General features: G+C 43.3%; 14 protein-coding genes. 4 read left to right on the plus strand and 10 right to left on the minus strand.

Features of this window, described 5'->3' with window-relative positions:
- Positions 1 to 10: 10 nt before the first annotated feature.
- Positions 11 to 1678 (plus strand): SWIM zinc finger family protein, encoded by a 1668-nt coding sequence (locus tag ES017_RS07625; protein WP_021094693.1) that lies wholly within the window; start codon positions 11 to 13, stop codon positions 1676 to 1678.
- Positions 1678 to 4374: a DEAD/DEAH box helicase gene (locus ES017_RS07630; protein WP_483296344.1), complete on the plus strand. Its 2697-nt coding sequence runs from the start codon at positions 1678 to 1680 to the stop codon at positions 4372 to 4374. Before ES017_RS07625 ends, ES017_RS07630 begins: the two co-directional genes overlap by 1 nt.
- Positions 4375 to 4478: 104 nt before the next feature.
- Here ES017_RS07630 and ES017_RS07635 read toward each other — a convergent pair whose 3' ends face one another.
- The 3 genes from ES017_RS07635 to ES017_RS07645 form a co-directional block, all read right to left on the minus strand.
- Positions 4479 to 7535 (minus strand): efflux RND transporter permease subunit, encoded by a 3057-nt coding sequence (locus tag ES017_RS07635; protein ID WP_171334949.1) that lies wholly within the window; start codon positions 7533 to 7535, stop codon positions 4479 to 4481.
- 96 nt (positions 7536 to 7631) lie between these two features.
- Positions 7632 to 8603, minus strand: a complete 972-nt coding sequence (gene galE, locus ES017_RS07640; protein ID WP_021095803.1) for a UDP-glucose 4-epimerase GalE — start codon at positions 8601 to 8603, stop codon at positions 7632 to 7634.
- Between the two features lie 74 nt (positions 8604 to 8677).
- Complete coding sequence (locus tag ES017_RS07645; protein WP_021095804.1) at positions 8678 to 9979, minus strand: UDP-glucose dehydrogenase family protein; 1302 nt, start codon at positions 9977 to 9979, stop codon at positions 8678 to 8680.
- 165 nt (positions 9980 to 10144) lie between these two features.
- Here ES017_RS07645 and ES017_RS07650 point away from each other — a divergent pair, with 165 nt between their 5' ends.
- Positions 10145 to 10837: a plasmid pRiA4b ORF-3 family protein gene (locus ES017_RS07650; RefSeq protein WP_021095805.1), complete on the plus strand. Its 693-nt coding sequence runs from the start codon at positions 10145 to 10147 to the stop codon at positions 10835 to 10837.
- A 200-nt stretch (positions 10838 to 11037) separates the two neighbouring features.
- Here the strand turns inward: ES017_RS07650 and ES017_RS07655 are convergent, their stop codons facing one another.
- From ES017_RS07655 to tnpC (ES017_RS07670), 4 genes are all read right to left on the minus strand, one after another.
- Positions 11038 to 12378 carry a GntT/GntP/DsdX family permease gene (locus ES017_RS07655; RefSeq protein WP_021095808.1) on the minus strand — a complete coding sequence of 447 codons (1341 nt, stop codon included), beginning with the start codon at positions 12376 to 12378 and terminating at the stop codon, positions 11038 to 11040.
- An 82-nt stretch (positions 12379 to 12460) separates the two neighbouring features.
- A complete protein-coding gene (locus ES017_RS07660; protein ID WP_171334950.1) occupies positions 12461 to 13996 on the minus strand; it encodes a gluconokinase in 1536 nt (511 codons plus the stop codon).
- Positions 13971 to 15008, minus strand: a complete 1038-nt coding sequence (locus ES017_RS07665; protein WP_171334971.1) for a LacI family DNA-binding transcriptional regulator — start codon at positions 15006 to 15008, stop codon at positions 13971 to 13973. Before ES017_RS07665 ends, ES017_RS07660 begins: the two co-directional genes overlap by 26 nt.
- A gap of 158 nt (positions 15009 to 15166) precedes the next feature.
- The gene (gene tnpC, locus ES017_RS07670) at positions 15167 to 16615 is read right to left on the minus strand and encodes an IS66 family transposase (RefSeq protein ID WP_171334951.1); all 1449 of its coding nucleotides are present in this window, start codon (positions 16613 to 16615) and stop codon (positions 15167 to 15169) included.
- 572 nt (positions 16616 to 17187) lie between these two features.
- Here tnpC (ES017_RS07670) and ES017_RS07675 point away from each other — a divergent pair.
- Entirely contained in the window at positions 17188 to 17559 is a 372-nt protein-coding gene (locus ES017_RS07675) for a VOC family protein (protein WP_003397545.1), read from the plus strand.
- Positions 17560 to 17669: 110 nt separating this feature from the next.
- Here the strand turns inward: ES017_RS07675 and tnpC (ES017_RS07680) are convergent, their stop codons facing one another.
- The 3 genes from tnpC (ES017_RS07680) to galU are packed head-to-tail and all read right to left on the minus strand — an operon-like array spanning position 17670 to position 20776.
- Complete coding sequence (tnpC, locus tag ES017_RS07680) at positions 17670 to 19118, minus strand: IS66 family transposase (protein WP_116052098.1); 1449 nt, start codon at positions 19116 to 19118, stop codon at positions 17670 to 17672.
- A 58-nt stretch (positions 19119 to 19176) separates the two neighbouring features.
- Positions 19177 to 19878, minus strand: a complete 702-nt coding sequence (locus ES017_RS07685; RefSeq protein ID WP_171334952.1) for a sugar transferase — start codon at positions 19876 to 19878, stop codon at positions 19177 to 19179.
- 16 nt (positions 19879 to 19894) lie between these two features.
- Entirely contained in the window at positions 19895 to 20776 is an 882-nt protein-coding gene (gene galU, locus ES017_RS07690) for a UTP--glucose-1-phosphate uridylyltransferase GalU (RefSeq protein ID WP_035064488.1), read from the minus strand.
- Between the last annotated feature and the right edge of the window lie 589 nt (positions 20777 to 21365).

Here is a 21365-nt window from a genome sequence, read left to right on the forward strand (position 1 = left end):
GAGCTTTCGTATGTTACAGACGATGTTATCGCAAGAAGTGATGACAAAAGCGGCTCGACGTCTCATGAAACTTTTACCGTACAAAAAACATAGCGACGTCATCAAGCGAGCATGGCAACTGTATCGCACAGGACATGTATATAATGTGACGGTAGAAAATGATGTACTAAAAGGGAAGGTGACAGACCGAGGGCATACGTATGAGCCTTCTTTTCGCTTGAAACAAGCGGCCGGCTCGTCTTGTTCTTGCACAACAGTAGGATTATGTCCGCACAATGTTGCGTTATTTTTATATGCGTACAATCAAATCGATGCGGTCGGAAACTTGATTCGGCAATGGAAAGAGCCAAATGCAAAACAAAAACAGACAGGAAGCAAGGAAAAACAGACAGGAAGCAAGAAAAAACAGGTGATAAGCGAAGAAAAACAAAAGGTCACAAAAACTCAATCAAATTCAAACATAGAAGATACGACGAAAACAAACGTCGTTGATGCGTGGTGGCAATCGTTTGAAGAACGGTATGGTCGCATGTTTCTTTACGATCTCACAGAGGAAGAACATATGCGCAAGCTCGTTCAATCTTTTTTTTCAACATTCGAACGTCCGACATCAAAAGCACCGTTTTTAGATCATTTTTATTATGTCCATGCCGCCTTATTTACATTTGTGAAACTCGTTCACATCCCGCAACATGCATGGGGCTACTCCGCCATCATGCAAGAGCGACATATCACTCAGTTTGTTCCAAAAGTACAACAAGCGATCAAAGACTTAGCGAAAAAGCCGCGTACAAAGCTGCACGAACAACTCATATATGCGTCAATGCCGTACGCACGAAGCATATTGTCAGGCGAATTAACGTACTTTAGACAAATACTAGATGTATATGAAACAATGTGGACATATGTATTCACCGACCCGTCATATCGCGAAGAAGAATGCAACTGGGCGATAAAACAGCTAAATGAGAAAGAAACAGTCGAACAAAAACTACCATTTATCGCTACCGCTTCATACGTATCGTTTTTGCTTGAAAACGATCAGCAAGCTTATCAGCTCGTTGAACCGTTTCCATATTTAGCAACGGAACATATCGTCGATTTTATGCACATGTCATTTGCGAAAAAACAAATACAACGCGGAGCTGAGTGGTTTCATCGGCTTGAAAAAAATATGGAATCATACTTACATTCGCTTCGTATGACTGACCGCGATTGGTTTGTTCGCACCGTATTATCTGCGTATAGTCAATACCGCATTGCAACAAAAAGCGACGAAACAGAACGATACGAACAGCTTCTTCAAAAGCTTCTTCCGTATAGTTTTTATACGTACATCGACTACTTATTCGATGAACAAAAATGGAGAGAACTCATTGAATTGTATATGCTCGAAAAAGCAAACGTCGATATGATTCATCCATTCCATTTAAAGGAAATCGAACAAACGGATCGTTCGCTCGTTCTTCCGCTTTATCATCAAACGATTATGTACTACATCGAACAAAAAAATCGGAGCGCATACGAACAAGCAATTAAACATTTACGAAAACTGCGAGCACATTACCGAGCATTAAAACAAATGCCTCGCTGGGAAGCATATATTACAAAACTCGCTGAACAAACAAAACGATTGCGTGCCTTTCAAGATTTATTACGGAAAGGGAAATTCATATGATGCAACTGGAATTACAAAGCCGCTGGCTTGAGGAACAAAAACAATTTTTCATTTATAGTGACGATACACATCCAAGTAATTGGAGGGACCTCGTCTTTTGTTGGCATGAGGAAACGTTTTATGGCACATTTGCCCCTATCGAGACGATTGGAACACATATTGGTGTTCTCCTTTCTCCTTGGGAAGCGCTCACGTTTTTTGCTTATCCATCCACAAACGAGTTCGTTGACATCATATGGGATGAACAAAGTAAACAATTTCAAGCGTGGGCAAAACAAATCATTGCACATATCGAACAAAAACAGTTTATGCCTGACTTTGCAGCATGGAAAAACGGACAATTCGGCTGGAAAGGAATAGAAGAAGGCCATCCGTTCGTTGCTATGTGGCGCTCAGAAGCGATAAATGACTGGATTCAATCTGACGTAGAACTAAAAGAAACGTGGGAACAAATCGTGAAAACGTATCCGCTTCTGACAAGTGACGTTGTGCCATTGATGGACGAGCACGATTGGTTAACGGAAATCGGTTGGGATCAAAACCGTCCGCCTTTTGTCGTTGCGATTCGTTTAAACGAACCTAAGGAAGATGGTGGAGCATGGTCGCTTGAAACGGTGCTCATCGACACAACAACAAACGACATCACCGTTTATCCACATATGCCGCGCGCTTGGCAAGCGTACGCTAGCCACGTCGAACGGGCACAACAACGATGGCAAACGATCGTCCCGTGGCTGAGCGAAAACGGGGCGTTGCGCAACGAACTAAACGAAGAAGAAGCGTGGCGTTTTTTAGTGGAAGCAACTATTGAACTAACTGAAGCAGACGTCCGCGTCATTGTGCCAGAATGGTGGGAAGTCGTTAAGCAAACAAAACTTCGGGTAAAAGCCCGTGTCAAATCATCATCGACATCTGTATTCGGATTAGATGCACTGCTTGATTTCGACTGGCGCATCGCCACAAACGGTGTCGAATTGACAGAACAGCAATTTGCGGAACTCGTGGCTCAAAAACGTCGCCTCGTGCGCATTCGCGATCAATGGGTGCAGCTTGATCCTGCGCTTATTCAACGCGTTCAAACGCTAATCAAACAAGCGAAAAAGGAAGGGCTATCTATTCGCGACGTGCTTGCGCAAACACTTGCCGAGCAACGAACAGAACAAGATGAACATGATGATCCGATTGACATTGAACTAAACCGTTCATTCACGTCGCTCATTCAAAAGTTAAAACATATCGACCATATTCCGACCGTCCCCGTACCAAAAACGTTTCACGGTACGTTACGCCCATATCAACAACGCGGTGTCGATTGGCTCGTCTTTTTGCGTCAGTTCGGCTTTGGCGGCTGTTTAGCTGATGATATGGGGCTCGGAAAAACGATCCAAATGCTCGCCTATTTTGCATATGTGAAAGAAAATGAGAAACGAAACGGACCTGCCTTGCTCATTTGCCCGACGAGCGTCATCGGCAACTGGCAAAAAGAATGTAAGCAATTCGTGCCGTCTTTAAACGTTTACGTCCATCACGGATCAAATCGCGAACACGGCGATGCGTTTGCCGAAAAGGTAAAAAGCTACGACCTCGTCATTACATCGTATAGCTTGGCGCATTTAGATTTTGACGATTTGGCCAGCATCAACTGGGACGTCATTTGTTTAGATGAAGCGCAAAACATTAAAAACGCCCAAACGAAGCAAGCGCGCGCCATTCGCAAGCTGAAAGGACAGCATAAAATCGCGCTTACCGGGACACCGATTGAAAACCGGTTAAACGAGCTATGGAGCATTTTCCACTTTTTAAATCCGGGCTACTTAGGCTCACAAACAGAATTTCAACGCCGCTTTGCGACGCCAATCGAAAAAAATGGCGAGCAGCAGGCGACAGAAAAACTACAAAACTTGATTCGCCCGTTTTTACTGCGCCGAACGAAAACAGACGAACGCATTGCGCTTGATTTACCAGATAAACTAGAACAAAAAGAATATTGTCCGCTAACCGTCGAGCAAGCTTCATTATATGAACAAATTGTGCAACAGTCGCTCGAAAAACTCGAACAAGTAGACGGCTTTGCGCGGCGCGGGATTATTTTACAAATGTTAAACAATTTAAAGCAACTATGCAATCACCCTGCGCTTTATTTAAAAGAAGAGCATCCAAAACAAGTCGTTGAACGGTCACATAAACTAGAAAAATTGCTTGAACTTGTCGAACAAATTCGTGAAAACGGGGAAAGTTGTTTAATTTTCACCCAATATATTCAAATGGGTGAAATGATCCAACATGTGTTATCGACACATTTGAAAGAAACCGTCGTCTTTTTAAACGGAAGCACACCGAAACAGACGCGCGACACGATGATTGAGCAATTTCAAAACGGACAGTTTCATATATTCATTTTGTCGCTGAAAGCAGGCGGCACAGGGTTAAACTTAACCGCCGCAAATCACGTCATCCATTTTGACCGTTGGTGGAACCCAGCCGTTGAAAATCAAGCGACAGACCGCGCGTATCGCATCGGGCAAACGAAATTCGTCCATGTGCATAAATTCATTACAACGGGTACGATTGAAGAAAAAATTGACGAAATGATTGAAATGAAGCAAGCGCTCAATGAACAGCTCATCCAAAGCGACACGTGGATTACCGAACTGTCCAACGAACAACTGCGCGAACTATTTACTTTATCATATTGAGGTGAAACATGGCAAAGAAAAAAGAAAGTTGGGAAAAGCTCATCGAACAAATGTTAAAAAAACTAGCAGAGCGAAAAAAATAAACAGCCGGCACGACCGGCTGTTTATTTTTGAATGTAAAACTTTCTTGGCAACGTAAAGCTATATACAATCGGGATAATAAATAAAGTTAAAAAGGTGCTACTGATTAATCCGCCAATGACCGTAATCGCCATCGGTTGATTGAGTTCTGCCCCATCACCGATACCAAAAGCAAGTGGCAACAAACCTAAAATCGTCGTGAACGCCGTCATTAAAATCGGACGAAGACGAAGTTTCACCGCTGTGACAATAATATCCCGCTCCCCGCGCGCACGCATCTGGTTCATGTAGTCCACAAGCACAATCGCATTGTTTACAACAATGCCCGCAAGGACGATGCCACCGATAATGACCATGACGCTCATCGGCGTTTGTGTTAGCCATAATCCAGCAGTAATGCCGATGATCATGAGCGGAATGGTAAACATAATAATAAACGGATGTTTAAACGATTCAAACTGCGCTGCCATAACAAGATAGACGAACGTCACCGCCAACGCAAACGCTAACGCTAAATCGTCAATCGACGATTCTAATAGCTCCCGATCGCCACCGAAGACGATGTCCGTTTCAGACGGAAGATCGAGCTTAGCAATTTCTCGGTCAACAAGGGCAGATATGTCACTCAGCGTCACTGAACTTTTATATTTCACTGTAAACTGTACCGCGCTTTGCTCATTTACGCGCTGAATTTGGACGCGGCTTTTTCCAACGGTAACCGAGGCGATATCGCCGAGTTTCACAAACGAACCGTCCGGCTTTTTCACAAGCAACTGCTTTAAGTCGGATACAGAATTTTTCACGTTTTCATCGTATTCGACCGTCACATCGTACACGTTCGCAGATGCGTCAATGATGCGCGTCGCTGTCATTCCGCGCGTCATTTGTTGGGCAACGACCGCCACTTGCGCAGGTGTCAGTCCATGCTGTAACGCTTTATCGCGATCGATCTGTACTTGAATTTCATCGACCGTTTCTGATAAATCTGTCGATACTTCTTTCACTTCTTTTAATGCCTTCACTCGTTTTTCAATTTGGCTAACGACTTTCTTTAAGCGCTGTTCATCCGTATCTTTTACACTAAATATTAACGTATTTGGCGCACTTCCTGTCGACGCTTGCAAGTTAAACGATACTTCCGCAGTTTGATTCACGTTTTTTACCGCTTGTTGCACGGGCGCTTTTAATTCGTCAACGACGACGAACACAGACAGATTTCGCTCATCTTTCGGCTTCATTTTCACATATATTTCAGCGACGTTGCTTTGCGTCGTCCCGCGAAACGACTGTTCTTGCGTCGAACCGATGAGACTGACGTACGTTTCAATCTCATCGACTTTCTTTAGCTCATGTTCAATGGCCGCAACGACGCGCTCTGTCGCTTCTAAAGAGTAGCCGTCATCCGTTTGCACGCGAATCGAGAAAAATCCTTCATCTGTATTCGGTAAAAACTGCATGCCTACTTTCGTTAACCCGACAACACCGACGCCAAGCAATCCAACCGCGAACAATAACACGATCAAACGATGGCGCAATGCCCAACGCACACTTTTTTCCATTGCGCGCATCGGGGCAGAAGATAATCGCGCTTCTTCCCGATAACGTCTGCGCGGACGTAGCCAACGGCTCGCAAGCATCGGGACAACCGTTAACGCGACAAACAACGAAGCAAGCAAACTAAACGCAATCGTTAACGCAAATTCGGTAAACAAATCACCAATTAATCCGGTAATGAACAATACAGGAATAAATACCGCCACGCTCGTCAACGTCGAGGCGACAATGGCGCTTCCGACTTCGCTCACCCCGTCTTTTGCCGCTTCTTTCGGCTCTTTCCCCATCGCTAAATGGCGCGAAATATTTTCGATGACGACGATCGAGTTGTCGACAAGCATACCGATTCCGAGCGCTAATCCGCCAAGCGTCATAATATTTAACGTAAAGTCGGAAAAATACATTAAAACGAACGTCACAATGACCGAATACGGAATGGCGATGCCGATAATAATCGGGCTTTTTATATTGCGTAAAAATAAAAACAACACAGCCATCGCAAACGCGCCACCTAAAACGAGCGACTGGGCAATATTGCGAATCGTCCGTTCAATAAATTCCCCTTGATCAAATAAAATATCGACATGGACGTTTTTAAACTGTTCTTTTTTCAATAGCTTATCTAGCTGCTTTTGAAACGATTGTGACACTTCGGCCGTATTCGCATCCGCCTTTTGCAGCACGCTCATGAGCACAGATGGCTGTTCATTCGTTCGAGTAATCGTTTGTTGCTTTGGTGAAACGAGCTCGACTTTCGCCACGTCTTGTAGACGAATGCGTTCATTCGTCAACGGATTCACCGCAACGACGAGCTTTTTTAAATCGTCAACCGATTGCACAGTGCTTAAAATGCGCGTCGACAATTGCCGCTCATCGATGACAACTGTTTCACCCGGCAGCGACACGTTATTGGCTGAAATCAAGTTAGCGATATCTTGTTGCGACAGGCGATATGTACGAAGCTTATTTTGATCAACGAGCACGCGCACCCGTTTCGTTAACGTGCCCGATACGTTCACGCTCGCCACGCCTTCCGTTTTTGCTAGCTCTGCTTTTAACTGTTGCGCTAATGCGTTCAACTCACCCGTTCCATCTTTGCTCGTTAACGTCATTTGAATGACCGGAAACTGCGACGGATCAAACTTTAAAAATCGCGGCTTTTGCACATCATCTGGAAGCGGTGCTTGATCGATGCGCTGCATCACATCATTTTGCATCTCATCAATGACTGTCGCCCATGAAAACTGCAATAAAATGAGTGTAGAGCCTTCTTGGGATGTTGACGTCATCGACTTTAACCCCGGCAACGTCGCTAAACTGCTTTCTAACGGCTTCGTCACTTTTTCAAGCACTTCCGTTGGCCCTGCCCCCGGATACGTTGCCACAACAACTCCAACGGGTGGCTGAATATCTGGAATTAACTTCATCGGAATATTTAATAACGATACCGCCCCTAAAAGAATGACGATAATCATCGAGACAAATGTCAGCACAGGACGCCGAATCGAAAAATGGCTAATGCCCATTATATCTCCCCCCATGTTTGTTCTAATGATAGAGTAACGAACACATAAATCCATTGTCAAATTTGGAAACAAACGAAAAAAGAGGCTGAAACGTATTCAACCTCTTTGCTTATTATGCCAATTCCAAGCGGTTTTAATGATGTCCTCTAACGAACGTGTCGCTTGCCAGCCGAGTTCGCGGGCAATTTTTTCGGATGAAGCAACAAGGCGAGCTGGATCTCCCGGACGACGCGCTGTATATTCAATCGTTGCTTTTTTCCCTGTCACGCGCTCGCACATGTCGATCACTTCTTTCACCGAATAACCGAGACCGTTGCCAAGGTTGTATACAGCCGTCTTTTTCTCATCAGAAAGAAGGGCATGCAAAGCGAGAATGTGCGCCTCCGCTAAATCGGTCACATGAATGTAATCGCGAATACATGTGCCATCTGGCGTATCGTAATCTGTGCCAAACACTGAAATTTTATCGCGCAATCCGAGCAAATGTTGCAAAATAAGCGGAATTAAGTGCGTCTCTGGGTCGTGATCCTCCCCAATGTCGCCACTTACATGCGCACCTGCCGCATTAAAATAGCGCAACACCACGTAACGTAAATCGTACGCTGATGCAAAATCAGAAAGCATATGCTCAATCATTAACTTCGAGCGACCGTACGGATTAATTGGAAGCGTCGGACATTGTTCTGTAATGATATCGACGTTCGGAATGCCATACACCGCAGCTGTCGATGAAAAAATGAAGCGCTTCACTCCATATTCCATCATCGTTTCTAATAACGTTAACGTCGCTGCCACATTATTTTTATAATATTTCATCGGCTCGACAACCGACTCACCAACTAAACTATTCGCCGCAAAATGCATGACCGCATCGATCGGATATTTTTCAAAAATGCGCACGAGCGCTGCCCGATCACCTAAATCGCCATGCACAAACACCGCTCGTTTATCGACTAAATACCGATGTCCTGTCGATAAATTATCAAGCACAACGACTGAGTTTGTTTCCACTAACTGTTTGACGACATGGCTGCCGATATATCCTGCCCCACCAACGACTAAAATCATACACAAACTCCTTTCAGCCCCATCTATAACCATATTACTATACATATATGGAAAAATCGAGCATCATTCCTGTCTTACTTCATTGGCTTTCGCCCGATCGAATAATATTCGATTGCATATTTTTTGACATCTTCAAGCGCGTAACAATTACGTCCATCAAAAATAATTGGCGTTTTCATTTGCTTGACATATACAGATAAGTCGAGTTGGCGAAACTCATCCCATTCTGTTAAAATCATCGCTGCATCCGCATCTTTGAGTGCCTCTTCGACATGGCTTGCATATGTAACTTCTTTCGGCAATACGGCTTTTGCTTTATTGATCGCAATCGGATCGTAAGCGACAACGATCGCCTGCTCAGCAACGAGTTCCCGTGCGATGACAAGCGATGCGGCTTCTCGCATATCGTCTGTATTTGGCTTAAACGACAAACCGAGAAGGGCGATTTTTTTGCCTTGAATATGTCCGAAACGCTTTTTTGCTTTTTCAATGAGCTTTCGTTGTTGTTTATTGTTTACTTCAATGACCGCCTTCAGCAACTCGAAATCATGATCGATATTTGCGGCAATTTTCGCTAACGCTTTCGTATCTTTCGGAAAACACGAACCGCCATATCCAATACCTGCACGTAAAAACGATGAGCCGATGCGTTGATCCATTCCCATTCCGGCTGCCACTTTTTCAATATCTGCGCCAACTTTTTCACATATGTTTGCAATTTCGTTAATAAAACTAATTTTTGTTGCTAAAAATGCGTTAGAAGCGTATTTGATCATTTCTGCACTTCGAATATCTGTTTGAAAAATCGGAATGCCAAATGGACGATGAATGTCTGCAACCACAGCTGCCGCTCGTTCATCATCCGCGCCAATCACAATTCGGTCGCCATGAAACGTATCATAAATCGCTGACCCTTCGCGTAAAAATTCCGGATTCGACACGACATCGATGCGCACATGCGAAGCGAGCTGTTGAAACATGCGCTGCATCTCATGATTCGTCCCGACGGGCACCGTACTTTTTGTCACGATAATGACATCTTTCGTCACTGATGAGGCAATATCTTTCACCGCTTGATAAATATATGTCAAATTCGCTGAGCCGTCTTCGTTTTCAGGCGTGCCGACCGCAATATAAATCACATCCGCTTCGCGATATGCACGCGCACCGTCCGTTGTAAAAAACAACCGATTCGCTTCCATATTTTCTTTCATAAACTGCTCAATCCCCGACTCATAAATCGGGGAAATGCCTTGTCGCATCCGATTTACTTTTTCTTCATCGACATCGACGCACGTCACCCGATGCCCAATATGCGCAAGTGCTACACCTGTCACTAACCCAACATACCCTGTCCCAACGACGACAATGTTCATTCCAAACCCTCCGTGCCTGTTTTTTTTTTCAGTTTACACAAATACGAACACTTTTGCACGGTACAGCTATTGTGAAAAATATTTTTTAGAAAGTAAGTCATTTCACTTATAAGAAAGTGAACATTTGTCTATGATTATAGTAAAAAGACAGAGGAGGAATAGCATATGCCAACTGCATGGGAAACATTAAAAAAGATTACAAAATTATCAGATTACGAGACATTACCCGCTTCGCTCCGCCATGAGATTGAACAAACTTTAGAACAAGTCAAGAAAGCCGAAACAATTTATCAATTAAAAATCCAGTTGCGCGGTATCCGTCCACCGATTTGGCGACGTGTGCTCGTCCCAAGCGACATAACATTCGATCAGCTCCATCTCATTATTCAAGAGGCAATGGGCTGGGGAAATTACCATTTGTATCAGTTTGAAACAAGTGATGCGATCATTGACGTCCCGCATCCAGATGATCGATTTATGACTCTTTGGAAGGACAAGCTCGATTCACAAAAAACACCGATTAAAAAATATTTAAGTAAAGAGAAACAAAAAGTGCTATATACGTATGACTTCGGGGACAACTGGGATCATATCATTACATTGGAGAAAATCGAAAAACGAATCGAACCGTTAACACATCCTGTTTGCATCAAAGGATCACGAGCATGCCCTCCCGAAGATGTTGGTGGGGTTTGGGGCTACCAAGATGCGATCGATATGATGAAGGACGATACGCGAAAACAAGAGCGTCAAGAGTTTTTAGAATGGTATGACGAATGGTACGGAGACGACTTTGATCCAGAGCGCTTTGACATTGAAGAAGTAAACCAACGACTTGCGACCATTCGCTTCAAGTAGCGTGAAAATGTGAGAGGACTGCTGAGGAAGGACGGTCCTCTCGCGTATGAACGTCTGTTAGGAAACGATTTTGATATGTTTTAATTAAGCTTCCCGCAAAAAATGTGTTAGCGCCTGTAAAGAAGGATGGCTAAAATTGAAGTGACCCCTGTCTACTTGACAGGGGCCACTTCCGTTTAAGTAGCCCTTTTCTTATCCTATCATACAAACCAACTAATAATAAAAACAACGGAAAAACCGACGAAAGCGATGATTGTTTCCATCACTGTCCATGATTTCAGCGTATCTTTCACCTCTAAACCAAAATAGCGATTGACGAGCCAAAATCCTGAGTCGTTGACGTGTGAAAGAATTGTCGCTCCCGCTGCAATCGCAATTGTCATTAAGCCTAAAATCGGACCCGTTAAGTTGAGCGTCTCAATAAATGGAGCCATTAATCCAGCGGATGTCACCATTGCTACCGTTGCTGAGCCTTGCGAAATACGAACGAGCGCAGCGATGATAAAAGCTAACACAATTGGAGGTAACGTAGATGTCGCCATCATATCTGCAAGCACTTTACCGACACCTGAATCGACTAAAATTTGCTTGAACACTCCACCAGCTCCTGTGACAAGAATAATAATTCCAGCCGGTTCAAGCGCTTTTGTCGCAATATCTTGTACTTGTTGCTTTGAAAAACCGCGCTTTCGTCCTAAGAAATAGAAAGCTAATAATGTGGCGATCGTTAATGCAACAAACGGATGCCCTAAAAACGTAAAGAACGATCGAAACATATTTTTCTCTGGCAAAACAACTCCTGAAACGGTATTCATTAAAATAAGGAGCAAAGGAATGAGAATAATCGTCGCAATTAATCCGAAGCTAGGTAAATCCCGTTCGTTATCATGCTCTTTCCATTCCATATAAGAAGGAATAGAAGCATGAATTTTTTTTGCAATATACTTCCCAAACAAAGGTCCTGCTATCATCATCGCAGGTACACCAGCAATAAAACCGAATAAAATGACCCAACCTAAATCTGCGCCAATTAAATTCGCAACCGCAATAGGCCCTGGTGTTGGTGGAATAAAACTATGCGTCACCGCTAGACCAGCAAGCAAAGGAATACCGTAATATAAAAGAGAGCGCCCTGTCTTTTTCGCTAAACCATAAACAATGGGTACAAGAATAATAAACCCAACGTCGAAAAATACCGGGATCGCAACTAAAAACCCAGTAATTCCAAGCGCCCACTGTGCTCTATCTTCACCAAACTTCTTCATTAACGTTTGAGCTAGTCGTTCAGCCCCTCCCGACGCCTCAAGCATCTGTCCAAACATCGCACCTAATCCGACAACAACCGCGACAAATCCAAGTGTCCCACCCATTCCGTTTTGGATGGACTCAATAACGCTTTTCAGCGGCATGCCAGCCGCCATTCCGACGAGTAAACTAACTAACAATAAAGCGACAAATGCATGCAATTTTGAACGAATAATAAGAAATAACAATAAACTAATCCCTGCGATAACGATGAAAATTAATGAAGATGATGTCATTGCACTCCGCTCCCCCTTGTTTTAAAGTAAACGCTTACAATTACTAAATCGGTTTAGTTATACAGTGAATCACCCCCTTTGTTTATACATATTTACTTTGAAAGGAAGAAATGATTTGAAATTCATCTTTTAATCGCATATATAGGCGTGTGTACAAGTCAAACAATTCCGCATAAATCACTGTATGTTGTTCATTTGGTGTATGAGAAGAAGAAATGCGTAGCCACGATTTCACCTCTTGTAGCGACGAAATATCTCCCTGGGCGTAAAGGGCTAATGCTGCTGCTCCTAGCGCCGATGCCTCATGCGTTTCAGGGACGATTAGCTCTTTCCCCATCATATCGCACAACATTTGACGCCAAAACGGCGACTTCGCAAATCCACCCGATACTCGAATTTCCGATAACGGTCCAACGACGTCACGAACCGCAAGTGCAACCGAAAATACGCTCATACAAACCCCTTCCATGACTGAACGAATAAAATGCTCGCGCTTATGCTGCAAACGAATACCAAAAAATGTTCCACGCGCATGCGCATCCCAATACGGAGCCCGCTCCCCTGATAAAAACGGCAAAAATAACAATCCTTCTGATCCAGCAGGTACACGAGCGGCATATTGTGTCAATAAATCATATGGGTCTACTCCAAGCCGCTTTGCTACTTCTTTTTCTTGTGCCCCAAATTCATCGCGTAGCCAACGTAATAAAATCCCCCCATTATTTGTCGGTCCGCCAACAACCCATTCATTTTCTGTCAACACATAACAAAATGTCCGCCCTCGTTCATCTGTTTTTGGAAAAGGTGAAATCGTTCGCACTGCCCCGCTTGTTCCAATCGTAATAGCGGCCTCATGGGGTAATACAGCGCCTACCCCGACATTCGCAAGCACACCATCGCTCGCTCCAATGACAACAGGTGTGCGAGAAGAAATACCGAGCTGTTCAGCCCATTTTTTATCCATTCCTTGTAGCGTATATGTCGTAGGAACGAGAGAAGACAACTGGCTACGTTCAATGCCGAGAAATGTTAAAATCTCCTCATCCCAATCAAATGTTTGCAAAGAAAACAAACCGGTGGCCGAAGCAATCGAATAATCGACAACGTACTGATGAAACCATTGATATAACACATACTCCTTAATGGAAATAAACTTATATGCCCGTTTGAATACATCTGGCGCACATTCTTTAAACCACATCAATTTCACAAGCGGTGACATCGGATGAATCGGCGTCCCCGTTTTTTTATACATCGCCACTCCTTGTTCACTCGCTCGAAGCCGTTCCGCTTGTTCGCTACTTCGGTTGTCTGTCCAAATGATGCAGTTCGTCAAAGGTCGGTGGTGTTCATCTACTAACATAATTGAATGCATGGCGACACTGAATCCAATTGCTTTTACTTGCTTTGCGGAAACATGTCCTTTGTATATCGCTCCTTGTATACTTTGCATCACCGCGGAAAAAAGAACGTGCGGATCTTGTTCTGCCCATCCCGGTTGCGGATGAAGCATCGGATATTCGACCGCATGTATGGAGCGAATGCCTCCATCTTCGTCAAAAATGACGGCCTTTGTACTCGTTGTGCCAATATCAACTCCGATGACAACTTGACTCATTTTTTTCTCCTCTTTTCTTTGCTGAATCCCTTTCTATGAACATTGGAGCAAGCCGAAACATTTGTGGAGACGTCTCACCATTCATTTGCATAAACAACCGTTCTGCCGCTATTTTTCCCATTTCAAACGTTGGCTGTGCAATCGTTGTTAACGAAGGGGTATAAATCGATGCAAATGGAACGTCATCAATACTTATGACTGCTAGATCGTTCGGAATGGCGAGTTGATGTTTTTTCACGAACGCTAATACTTCCATTAACGTTAAGTCATTTATCGCAAATATCGCCTCAGGCAGTTTATTACTGTTAAAAAGAGCCTCTAATCGCTCCGGGATGCGCTTCACATGCTCGGTAATAACCCACTCTTTTTCCACTGAAACACCGTGATCACACAACGCATGATGAAAAGCTTCGATGCGCTCTGTACGTGGAATGACGTGTGGAGCAAATGGCGGTGCAACAAGCCCAATATGTTTATACCCTTGTTCAATGAGATACTGTACACCTAACTGAACAGCACGCTCATTATGCAACAAAACCGAATCCGCATCGATCCCCGCAACTGTACGGTCCACAAACACAAGCGGTAAGCGCGCTTCTTGCATTTTTTTATACAACTCTACATTTTTTCCTGTCGGGAAAATGATAAACCCATCCACTTGTTTCGCCCATAACATATCAATATATTTTCTTTCTTTTTCAGGATCGTCATCTGTATTACAAACGATGACATGGAAATCATGTTGTTGACACATATCCTCAATTGCACGGAGCACTTGCGTCGTTAACATATGCAAAATGTTGAAAACAATGACGCCAATCGTCGCTGTTGATTTTTGTTTTAAACTACGGGCGAGAACATTTGGGCGATATTGTAATTCCTCAATTGCCTCCGCAATGCGCCTTTTCGTTTCTTCGCTCATATATTCATATCTTTTATTTAAATATTGCGATACTGTACTTTTTGAAACATTCGCCAGTTTTGCTACGTCCGCCATCGTCACTTTCCGCACCGTATTCATTCCCCTTTACTAAATCGATTTAGTAAATAAACCGGTTTAGTTGTATTATATATGAAATTGAAAGCGTTTTACAACCGGTAACTATTCACCCCCGTGCTAGTGTGTAAAAAGCCCAGCACAAATAGGGCATTTCTGTCATAGAAAATGCCCTACGTAGCGGAAAGAACACGATCTATCGTTTCACCTGTCAACAGAAGACACAACGAGTCCCACACGTTTTTTTCGTGCTTTGTGAGTGTGGAAACGATGCTTCTTGCGATGCAAAACGACTGCGCGAACGTTTCCTGACGAAACGTCCCTGAGATGTTCTCTTTGACTTTGACCATGCGAAGATCTCGTTCGGCTTGGTTGTTGTCAAAGGGAACGTGAGCCTCACGCAAAAAGCGCAGCGCTTCTTCCTTCCGTTTTTGAAGTCGCCGAATGAAGGAGAGCGCTTTTTTTGGCAACGGTGTCATCCCTTCCAACCGATGTTGCGCTTTCGAGAGTATGCGATCATACACGCGCTCCCAACGTTTCGCTTCTTCTTCAGGAAGAAAGCCACCATGTTGTTCGACCACTTGTTTGGCGGATAATAGAAACGTGGTCATCCGTTTTGCCCATGTATGCCCTTGTTCGATGAACCCTTTCAAGTCACGTAAATGATGGGCATGACAAAGGGCATGCGTGGCTTCGGTGTATCTGGGATACGTACCGAATGCATCATGCATCATCGTTCCTTTATATTGTGGAAGAATCCCGATTTCATCGGTTGCTTTCTTTCCACGAGAAGCGTGAGGAGCTAAGTATGTATATGCAGATGTACAGGCGACATGAACCCAGGCCTGTTTGCCATCGATCCGCAAGCTCGTTTCATCCACATGCAAGATATCCGATGGAAGCAATGCTTCCTCGATGATGTCCATGTTTGGTTCGAGTGCTTCGCGTCCTCGTTTGACCATATTGACAAGTGTTCCTGTGCTGATCGGATGTTGATATAACTCTTCCATCATGTCACGTAAACGTTGATATGGAATCATTTGTATGTTGTACAAATACACGACAAGCGCCGTGAGCCGTGGACCATATTGCACATGATTGGTGACGTGTGACGGGAACTCGGCTTGTTGTACGCACCGACAGTGCGGGCATGATTTCACTTCGCGTTCATGTTGTGTGACTTCCATCGTCACGGGAGGCAGATCAAACACTTGACGGACATCGACTTTGAACGGTTTTACGTCACGTAAAGAAGCCCCACATCCTTGACACGTATGGACGCGATGAACGACACGATGGTGTGGATGTTCCACTTGACAGAGCGTCGTTCCCTCATGTCCCTCCTGTCCGCCAGGCTTTTTGCCAGACGGTTCACGAGAGGAGCGCTTTTTCTCGAAACGGTCAGAAGATGGGGGCAGATGGCTATTAGAGCTGTTTTTTTTCGTGCGTGCTTCCAGCTCTTGAACGCGATATGTCAGTTGTTCATTTTCTTTACGTAGCTGTTTGTTTTCTTGACGCAAATGTTCATTTTCTTGAATGAGTTGATGAATGAGCTGTTTTTGTTGTTGGACTTTGCCCATTAAGCTCTCAACTGTAAATACAGCTTGTTGTACCGTCAACATGCGATTCACCTCCTTGTCTATCAATATTCACATCATAGACAAGGAAAGAAAAAAATATTCAGCTCACTTTATGATGTGGCTGAATAGTTACCCCAAAATAAGGTGTTGCAATAAAATATTGCAAACCTCTACTTTTATTTTATAAAAAATTATTATATTGTCAATATTATATTAAATTTTTAATAATTGAAAATTTCTGTTTATAAGTTATAATAAGTATAGAATAGAAATTTATTCTATCATTTAGCTTGAAAATACCGTTAAAATCATTCATTCAATCCTATTCACTATATCTTCTAGTTCGTGACGACATTACTAAGGATTGAACTGTTACTTCAAATAACCGTGTTCTCAGTAAATTTGTTCTATGAAAGAGTATCATTTTTCACTGTTGTTCAAACTTTAAATTAGAGTGATAACATAATTGTCATTCGCTGCAAAGCATATACTGTTCTTGCGCGACAAACATGTTCAATAAATTAAAATAAATTAAAATAAATTAAAATAAATTAAAATAAATTAAAATAAATTATTTTAACTTAATTTAATATATTTACTGAGGAGGAATATACATGAACTTTACTTTCTTAGAAATTGATCATGTTCAAGTTGCTGCTCCTAAAGGTTGTGAAGAAAAAGCACGTGAGTTTTACGGAAAAATTTTAGGAATGAAAGAGATCCCAAAACCTGAGAACTTACAAAAGCGAGGTGGAGTATGGTTTCAATGTGGGAGTCATCAGCTACATATTGGTGTACAAGATGATTTTCAACCTGCTAAAAAAGCACACCCAGCCTTTCATGTAAAAAATCTTGCTGTATTGCGTGACCACTTAATTGAGAAGGGGATTGCAGTAAAGGAAGATGAACCGCTAGAAGGAGCAAATCGTTTTTATGCCAATGATCCTTTTGGCAACAGACTCGAATTTTTAGAGTGGATTAAATAATAACTGTACTTGAGCAAATTAAGCACCACGTCGCTAAGTAACTATTCACCCCAGTGCTAGTGTATAAAAAAGCCCAGCACAAATAGGGCATTTCGGTCATAGAAAATGACCTAGGTAGCGGAAAGAACTCGATCGATCGTTTCGCCTGCCAACAGAAGACACAACGAGTCCCACACGTTTTTTTCGTGTTTCGTAAGTGTGGAAACGATGCTTCTTGCGATGCAAAACGACTGCGCGAACGTTTCGTCACGAAATGTACCCGAGATGTTCTCTTTGACTTTGACCATGCGAAGATCTCGCTCGGCTTGGTTATTGTCAAAGGGAACATGCACTTCACATAAGAAACGCAGCGCTTCTTCCTTTCGTTTTTGAAGCCGTCGAATAAAAGCGAGTGCTTTTTTCGGAAGAGGTGTCATCGTTTCCAATCGGTGCTGTGCTTTCGCTAGGATACGATCATACACTCGTTCCCATCGTTTCGCTTCTTCTTCGGAAAGTGCACCGTGATGCGCTTCGACTGCCTGTTTGGCGGCTAACAGAAACGTGGTCATGCGCGATGCCCATGTATGGCCTTGTTCGATGAAGCCTTTTAGCTCACGTAAATGATGGGCATGGCAAAGAGCATGTGTGGCTTTCGTGTATCTCGGATACGTACCGAATGCATCATGCATCATCGTCCCTTTGTATTGTGGAAGAATCCCGATCTCATCCGTTGCTTTCTTTCCACGAGAAGCGTGAAAAGCCAAGTACGTATATGTCGACGTACATGCGACATGCACCCATGCGAGTTTACCATTGATGCGCAAACTCGTTTCATCGACATGCAAGATGTTAGAGTCAAGTAAGGCGTCTTCGATCATGTCCATATTGGATTCCAGCGCTTCGCGTCCTCGTTTCACCATATTGGCAAGGGTTCCTGTACTAACCGAGTGTTGATATAACGCTTCGATTGTATCACTTAAACGCTTGTAAGGGATCAATTGGATATGATGCAAATAAACAACGAGCGCAGTAAGACGTGGACCGTATTGCACATGATTCGTGACATGTGGTGGAAACTCCGCTTGTTGCACGCATCGACAATGCGGACATGATTTCACTTCACGCTCATGTTGTGTCACTTCAATCGACACGGGAGGCAGATCAAACACTTGACGGACATCGAATTTGAACGGTTTTACGTCACGCAAAGAAGCCCCACATCCTTGACACGTATGTACGCGATGGACGACACGATGATGTGGATGTTCCACTTGACGGAGCGTCGTCCCCTCATGTCCCTCTTGCCCACCAGGCTTTTTGCCAGACGGCTCGCGGGAGGAACGCTTTTTCTCAAAACGGTCAGAAGATGGGGGCAAATGGCTATTGGAGCTGTTTTTTTTCGTGCGTGCTTCCAGCTCTTGAACGCGATGCTTGAGTTGTTCATTTTCTTTGCGTAGCTGTTTGTTTTCTTGACGCAAATGTTCATTTTCTTGAATGAGTTGATGAATGAGCTGTTTTTGTTGTTGGACTTTGCCGATTAAGCCCTCAACTGTAAATACAGCTTGTTGTACCGTCAACATGTGATTCACCTCCTTGTCTATCAATATTCACATCATAGACAGGAAAAGCAAAAAATATTCAGCTCACTTTATGATGTGGCTGAATAGTTACATTCGGCTTAATCATTATTACGATTGTCTTAACAATAATCTTTAAATCATATAAGAATGAGCGTTCACGGATATATTGTAAATCTAACTCAACCATATCACGAAACCCTAAGTCATTTCTCCCACTCACCTGCCACAACCCTGTACACCCTGGGGTCACAAGAAATCGCTGTTTGTCGTATTCCTTATACTGCGCTACTTCTCTTGGCAACGGTGGGCGTGGACCGACAAGACTCATTTCCCCTTTTAATACATTCCATAATTGTGGCAGTTCGTCAATGCTTGTTTTGCGAATAAATTTTCCGATTTTCGTAACGCGCGGATCGTTTTTCATTTTGAACATCGCGCCGGACACTTCGTTGTACTTCAACAATTCCTGTAACTTTTCCTCCGCATCTGTCACCATTGAGCGAAATTTGTACATGTAAAATTCTTTTCCGTCTTTCCCTACACGAACTTGTTTAAAAAAGACAGGGCCTTTTCGATCTTCTAATTTGATTAAAACGGCTACAAGAAAAAAGAGCCATGATAAGGCAATTAAGCCGATCAAAGCTCCTATAATGTCCATCATTCGCTTGGTGATTAAGTAGCTTTTTCTCTCGTTAATGAGTACTTGTTGTGTATATCTTTGTTGGACTTGTATACTGGCAGTATTGCCTGATTGAGCCAACTTCCTTCATCCCCCTTCATTCAGTCACTTTTGCTTCTTTTAATATGTTCTCGATAAATGGAATAAGCTGTTTTTTCAACTCCTCATCTTGCATCGCAAACTCCACCGTCGTCTGGATAAATCCTAGCTTCTCCCCGACATCATATCGCTTGCCTTCGAACTCGTACGCAAACACTCTTTGAATTTCGTTTAGTTGTTGAATCGCATCGGTTAGTTGAATTTCACCGCCTGCGCCTGTTTCTTGTTTGTCGAGAAACATGAAAATTTCAGGCGTAAGTATGTATCGTCCCATGATGGCTAAGTTGGACGGTGCGGTGCCTGGTGCTGGTTTTTCGACGAATTGTTTCACTTGATAGCGGCGGCCTTTTTTGTCGAGTGGGTCGATGATGCCGTAGCGATGTGTTTCGTCATCTCTGACTTGTTTCACTCCGATGATGGAGCTATGTGTTCGTTCAAATTCGTCCATCAGCTGTTTTAAACAAGGTTTTTCTGCTTGGACGATGTCGTCGCCTAATAGGACAGCGAATGGTTCGTCTCCGATGAATTTGCGTGCGCACCAAACCGCATGGCCAAGTCCTTTCGGCTCTTTTTGACGAATGTAGTGAATGTCGACTTTGGACGGTTCTTTTACTTTTTCTAGCAAGTCATGCTTATTGCTTTTTAATAATGCTTGTTCTAGTTCAAATGCATGATCAAAATGATCCTCGATGGCGCGTTTTCCTTTTCCTGTGACGATAATAATATCTTCAATGCCTGATTCAATCGCTTCTTCAACGATGTATTGAATCGTCGGTTTGTCGACGATCGGAAGCATTTCCTTCGGCATCGCTTTTGTCGCAGGTAAAAATCTTGTTCCAAGCCCGGCAGCTGGGATGATTGCTTTTCGCACCTTTTTCACATAGATCCCTCGCTTTCTAAACTGTACACCCACGTACATGTTATATATGCACAACATATACGTCGATGTACAAAAAATAGCCCCCGTTGAGAGTTAGCCAGTTAGACATTAAGTTGAACATTTCTTTTTCATGTTCTATGATCCAATCGAGCAACACATCATGTTTTTACCTTTAAATGCAACATGATTAAATGGGTGGATTCTTTCATAAGCTGCAAATCGTTTCGTAGCCATTTATCCTTATAACACGCTCAAAAAGAGACAGAAATAAAAACAAGGTTGGCATTCCCCGTCCTCACACCGCACCATTGAAGACAAGCGTCTGAGGTGCTCGGCACATCGTTGTCCCCACCACAGCACGACCGAGTGACTCCATTGATAACAGTAAGATGCTATCATACACATATTTCCGACAAAACCATTCACTAGATTCATTATAACAACAAAAAATTCTTTTATATAGGCTCTTCACCACAAGTTGTACTTGATCATTTAAGATCGGTGTGCATATAGAAAATAGGGGTACAAAAAATGCGAATTTTCCTGTATGGTAAAGGTGACCAAACCAAACCATTGGAGGAAAATTCGC

This window comes from Anoxybacillus sp. EFIL (genome assembly GCF_013096955.1).
GTDB classification, from domain to species: domain Bacteria; phylum Bacillota; class Bacilli; order Bacillales; family Anoxybacillaceae; genus Anoxybacillus; species Anoxybacillus ayderensis.

Excerpts from the sequence above, each read along its gene's own strand:
- ES017_RS07645 (WP_021095804.1), bottom strand. The coding sequence starts at position 9,979 with ATGAACATTGTCGTCGTTGGGACAGGGTATGTTGGGTTAGTGACAGGT.
- ES017_RS07625 (WP_021094693.1), top strand. The coding sequence starts at position 11 with ATGTTACAGACGATGTTATCGCAAGAAGTGATGACAAAAGCGGCTCGA.
- ES017_RS07650 (WP_021095805.1), top strand. The coding sequence starts at position 10,145 with ATGCCAACTGCATGGGAAACATTAAAAAAGATTACAAAATTATCAGAT.
- ES017_RS07660 (WP_171334950.1), bottom strand. The coding sequence starts at position 13,996 with ATGAGTCAAGTTGTCATCGGAGTTGATATTGGCACAACGAGTACAAAG.
- galE (WP_021095803.1), bottom strand. The coding sequence starts at position 8,603 with ATGATTTTAGTCGTTGGTGGGGCAGGATATATCGGCAGCCATGTCGTC.
- ES017_RS07655 (WP_021095808.1), bottom strand. The coding sequence starts at position 12,378 with ATGACATCATCTTCATTAATTTTCATCGTTATCGCAGGGATTAGTTTA.
- ES017_RS07630 (WP_483296344.1), top strand. The coding sequence starts at position 1,678 with ATGCAACTGGAATTACAAAGCCGCTGGCTTGAGGAACAAAAACAATTT.
- ES017_RS07635 (WP_171334949.1), bottom strand. The coding sequence starts at position 7,535 with ATGGGCATTAGCCATTTTTCGATTCGGCGTCCTGTGCTGACATTTGTC.
- tnpC (WP_171334951.1), bottom strand. The coding sequence starts at position 16,615 with ATGTTGACGGTACAACAAGCTGTATTTACAGTTGAGAGCTTAATGGGC.
- tnpC (WP_116052098.1), bottom strand. The coding sequence starts at position 19,118 with ATGTTGACGGTACAACAAGCTGTATTTACAGTTGAGGGCTTAATCGGC.
- ES017_RS07675 (WP_003397545.1), top strand. The coding sequence starts at position 17,188 with ATGAACTTTACTTTCTTAGAAATTGATCATGTTCAAGTTGCTGCTCCT.